Annotated in this window: 5 protein-coding genes; 2 read left to right on the forward strand and 3 right to left on the reverse strand. The window is 63.4% G+C overall.

The window, feature by feature from the left end; genetic code table 11:
* Together EN925_RS24445 and EN925_RS24450 are read left to right on the forward strand one after the other, a co-directional pair.
* The coding region (locus tag EN925_RS24445; RefSeq protein ID WP_164894364.1) for a sugar ABC transporter ATP-binding protein at window positions 1–1,313 on the forward strand (1,313 nt) is incomplete at its 5' end.
* Window positions 1,314–1,532: 219 nt separating this feature from the next.
* Window positions 1,533–1,940, forward strand: coding sequence for a carboxymuconolactone decarboxylase family protein (locus tag EN925_RS24450; RefSeq protein WP_127369128.1), 408 nt, complete (start codon window positions 1,533–1,535; stop codon window positions 1,938–1,940).
* Between the two features lie 4 nt (window positions 1,941–1,944).
* On the opposite strand, the gene EN925_RS24455 is transcribed toward EN925_RS24450, so the two are convergent.
* The 3 genes from EN925_RS24455 to EN925_RS24465 all read right to left on the reverse strand — a co-directional run.
* Entirely contained in the window at window positions 1,945–2,832 is an 888-nt protein-coding gene (locus tag EN925_RS24455) for an amidohydrolase (RefSeq protein ID WP_164753885.1), read from the reverse strand.
* A complete protein-coding gene (locus tag EN925_RS24460) occupies window positions 2,832–3,968 on the reverse strand; it encodes a VWA domain-containing protein (RefSeq protein WP_127369130.1) in 1,137 nt (378 codons plus the stop codon). The genes EN925_RS24455 and EN925_RS24460 overlap by 1 nt, the downstream gene beginning before the upstream one ends.
* A gap of 50 nt (window positions 3,969–4,018) precedes the next feature.
* Window positions 4,019–4,528: MoxR family ATPase (locus tag EN925_RS24465; protein WP_164894365.1), on the reverse strand; the 510-nt coding region annotated here is incomplete at its 5' end.

Here is a 4,528-nt window from a genome sequence, read left to right on the forward strand (position 1 = left end):
TCCACAAGGGCCAGGAAATCGCCTACGCCTCGCCGCACGCAGCGCTTGAAGCCGGCATCGCGATGGTGTTCCAGGAGACCAGCCTGGTGCCGTCGATGACGGTGGCGCAGAACCTTTATCTCGGCACCGAAAAGTTCCTCAACCGGCTGCGCGGCACCTACATTTCAGCGCAGCAGTTCCTGCAGTCGCTGAATTTTCCGGTCGACCCCAACGCCATGGTGGCAACGTTGGGCGCCGCCAAGCGGCAGATGGTCGAGATCGCGCGCGCCGTCCACCACAATGCCGAGATCATCATCTTCGACGAGCCGACGGCGACGCTGACGCCGGAGGAGAAGCGGCACTTCTTCGCGCTGATCCGCCGGCTGAAGGCGGGCGGCGTCTCGATCGTCTTCATCAGCCATGCGCTGGAAGAGGCGCTCGATATCGCCGACCGCATCACCATCCTGCGCGACGGCGAGCTGGTCATTACCGACGACACATCCGCCTTCGACCGCGACAGGATCGTTTCCGCCATGGTCGGGCGCACGCTATCGGGACAGATCTACCGCCAGCGCGACGAAGCGAAGCTGCGCAAGGCGGGCAAGAAAGTGCTGTCGGTGCAGGACATTTCGATGAGCAATGTCGTGCGCAACACCTCTTTTTCGATCTTCGAGGGCCAGATCACCGGCGTGTTCGGGCTGATCGGCTCCGGCCGCACCGAGACATTCAAGATCGTCTCAGGCATCTACAAGCGGGATTTCCTGCGCGGCGGCGCGATTGAACTCGATGACAGACCGGTGCGCTATCTCGTGCCGAGCGAAGCGGTGGCCGACGGCATCGTCTATGTCACCGAGGACCGCAAGAGCGAAGGCATCTTCGAGACGATGGGCATTGCCGAAAACCTGTTCGGCGGACTGCTGGCGGCGGGTCGCGAAAAGGCCTGGGTGATCAACACGCAGGAGATGCGCGCGCTCTCGGCCGAATGGACGAAGACGCTGAACATCAAGGCAATCAACGACAATGCGCGCGTCGTCGAGCTGTCAGGCGGCAACCAGCAGAAGGTGGTGATCGGCAAGGGGCTGGTGCAGAAGCCGCGCATCGTCATCTTCGACGAGCCGACACGTGGCGTCGATGTCGGCGCGATCGCCGAGATCCACCAGATCATCAACCGGCTGGCCGATGAGGGGCTGGCCGTCGTCGTCATCTCGTCCTACCTGCCGGAGATCATGAACCTGTCCGACCGCATCCTGGTCTGCCGCCAGGGCCGCATCGTCGAGGAGTTTTCGCCGGCGGAGGCCACGGAGGAGAAGATCATGTACGCGGCCGTGCATTAGATTCAGGTGAGGCCGGCCTGCAAATGGCGGTTTCCTGCGCTTCCGGTGCTCACGTACGAAAAGTACGCTCCGCTCCGGTTCTCGGAACTCACCATTTTCGACTCGGCCTGACCTGAATCTAGACGCCGGCGCTGGAAAAGTGAATCGGACGAGTGGATTGGCCGCAATTGCTCAAGACCTGATTCAATTCACGCAACGATCCAACGAAGGAAAAACCCCATGGCCACCACAAAACTCCTCAGCGATGCCGAGGTCGAAAAGATTCCCGCCGTGAAAGCCGTGTTCGACGACATCCGCGCGACGCGCAAATCCGATTTCGTCAACAATTTCTGGCGCGGGCTGGCCAATGATCCTTCGGCGCTGAAGCGGATCTGGGAACAGTTGAAGGTGGTGATGGTCGCCGACAGCGCCATCGATCCGCTGACCAAGGAGATGATCTACATCGCGGTGTCGACCGCCAATGGCTGCTCCTACTGCGTCCACTCGCACACGGCTGCAGCCCGCGCCAAGGGCATGACCGATGCGCAGCATGGCGAACTGGTGTCGATCATCGGGCTCGCCGGCCAGACCAACCATCTGGTGACGGCGATGCAGATTTCAGTCGATCCGCAGTTCGAGGTGAAGTGAGGCGTCACACTGGCCGGTAAACCTTCTCCGCCGTGTTCCAGAAGATATCCGCCTCGGCCACCGCACCATGCTTGGCCACCGCGTCGCGGTGCGCCTTGATCAGCTCAGCGTGGCTGGTCCACAGCTTCTCGATCGGGAAGTTCGAGCCGAACATCAAATGGTCGGCACCCAGGATATCGATCGCGTTGTCTACGACATAGGCGATCAGCAGGGGATCGTTGCGGTGGACGAAGGTGCCGAGGCCCGACAGCTTGGCGTAAAGATTGGGCGCCGCCGACAGCGTTTGCAGGCCTGCCTTCCAGGCCTCGGTGGTTTCCGGTTCCATGCCGGTCAGCATGCCTGCATGGGTGAGGATGAAATTCGTTTCGGGGTTCTCGCCGACCAGCGTCAGGCCGTCCTTCATCTGGGCGGGGAAGAGCTGCAGGTCGAAGGACAGGCCATAATCCTTGAGCCGCGCCACATTGGCGCGCACTTTCGGGTCGATCACCTGATCGGCGAAGGCGGCGAAGCGGAAGGCCGGGGTCTCGTGCCAGTGCAACTGCATGCGCACGCCGCGCAGCAGCTTGTATTTCATCAAGCGATCGATCTGAGGCCTGATATCGTCGACGGTCATGTCGGTGTAGCCGACGATGGCATGCGGCCAGCCGGTTTCGTCGGACGTCTTCTGCAGGAAAGCGACTTCCTTCTCGAAATCCTCCTTGGCCCAGTTGGTCTGGACGTAGACGGCCTTCTCGACGCCTGAATCCCTCTGGTCTTCGAGAAATTCCTCGATCGGATAGTCGCGCCGGATCGGTTCGTAGGGGCCGAAGATGCGCGGCACCATCGGTCCGACCAGCCATGGCTGGTCCTGTTGGCGCCAGATGTGAAAATGTGCGTCGATGGTTTTCTGCATCATGAAACCCTCTTCCAGATTGTCGCCGCCGCCGGAGCAGGGCGGGCGAGCGACAGGATGAAATCGGTGAGACCGGCAAGCGACGAGCCGTCGACGAGATCGTCGAGGTCGGGCAGGATGGCGCGAAGTGCCGCCGTTGCCGGCCGGAAGCGCGGGTCGCCGGCCAAAGGTGTAGCCAGCGACAGCCGGAAGGCGCGGACGCTCAGCCGCCGCATGGCTGTCTCCAACTCGGCATGATCGCCGCGTTCCAGCGCGTCGGACAGGATGACGATAGCGGCACCGCGTGCAAAGGCTGAAAAGCGCGGCACCGATAGGAAGGCGAGCAGCGTCGGGCCCATGCGGGTGCCGCCGTCCCAATCGTCGACCTGGGCTGCGGCGCGGGCCAATGCCTGGTCGCGGTCGCGGATGCGCAATGCCGCGGTGATGCGGGTCAGCCGCGTGCCGAAGGTGAAGATTTCGGCGCGGTCCGCGCCTTGCACGGCGGCATGCGCCAGCTTCAGATAGTCCGCGGTGTGCAGCTTCATCGAGCCGGAAACGTCGATCAGGAGCAGCAGCTTGCGCGGCACGGTCTGGCGGCGGCGCAGCAGCGGCGAGGGTACGTCGCCATCGGCGCTGACGATTTCCCGCAGCGACCGGCGCAGATCGAGCTTGCCGCGCGAATGCGTGCGCACGGTGCGGAACGAGCGGCGGACGGGCAAGGCTGAAGCGAGCCTGCGGCGGAAAGCGGCAAGGTTGTCGTCGTCGCGCTTGAAATCGCGGGTACTCAGTTGTTCGGCTCCGGAAGAGAGTTTGCCACCTTCCTGATGGCTGATGACCTCGATCTCTTCCTGGCTCGCACCGCCATCATCCTTGATGCGGGTTTCCTCGTCGGCGTCGCCTTCGACTATGGCAGATGTGTTGCCATAGAAATGGCTCTGGAAATGCGCTTCGAATTCGTCGCGGCGGTCGGGCGGCGGCGCCAGGGTGGCGAGGGCCGCCTCGCGGATGTCGGCCATCGAGCGTGGACCGAGCAACGTCACCGCCTGCATGAAACAGGAGACTTGCTCGGGGGCTATGGCAAAGCCGTAGCGGCGCAAGAGCCTGGCAAAACCCAGGAATGGGGAGGCGGCGCGGGGGAGGCTTGTTTCCCGCATCATTCTGTGTCGCCCCCCTCTGTCCTGCCAGCCTTGCGAAATGACCTCCCGCGTCACGCCAGTGCCTCCTCGACGATCCGTCCAAGCTCCGGCGCAATGTAGGAAAGGTCTTCCTCGTCCTTGATCAGCACGCCGATGGCGCGGCGGAAGGCTTCCGGCCACGGGCTGCCGCCCTTCTCCAGGATGGTCGCGGCATTGGCCCATTCGACGGCCTCGGCAATACCCGGCGGCTTGGCCAGCGGCCGGGCACGGATGGTCTGCACGGCCGCCGCCACTGCGCGCGCCGTTGCTTGCGCCACATCGCCGGCGCGCAGCATGATGATGGCGGCCTCGCGCTCGGCGTCGGGATAGCCGATCCAGTGGTAGACACAGCGGCGGCGCAGCGCCTCGGCAAGCTCGCGGGTGCGGTTCGAGGTCAGGATGACGATCGGCTGTGCCGTGGCGCGGATTGTGCCGCGTTCGGGAATGCTGATCTGGAAATCGGAGAGGAATTCCAGAAGCAGCGCCTCGAATTCATGGTCCGAGCGGTCGATCTCATCGACCAGCAGCACCCGCTGCTGCAG

This window comes from Mesorhizobium sp. M7A.F.Ca.US.006.04.2.1, from assembly GCF_004022915.1.
Classification (GTDB): Bacteria; Pseudomonadota; Alphaproteobacteria; order Rhizobiales; family Rhizobiaceae; genus Mesorhizobium; species Mesorhizobium ciceri.

Excerpts from the sequence above, each read along its gene's own strand:
- EN925_RS24450 (WP_127369128.1), top strand. The coding sequence starts at position 1,533 with ATGGCCACCACAAAACTCCTCAGCGATGCCGAGGTCGAAAAGATTCCC.
- EN925_RS24455 (WP_164753885.1), bottom strand. The coding sequence starts at position 2,832 with ATGCAGAAAACCATCGACGCACATTTTCACATCTGGCGCCAACAGGAC.
- EN925_RS24460 (WP_127369130.1), bottom strand. The coding sequence starts at position 3,968 with ATGATGCGGGAAACAAGCCTCCCCCGCGCCGCCTCCCCATTCCTGGGT.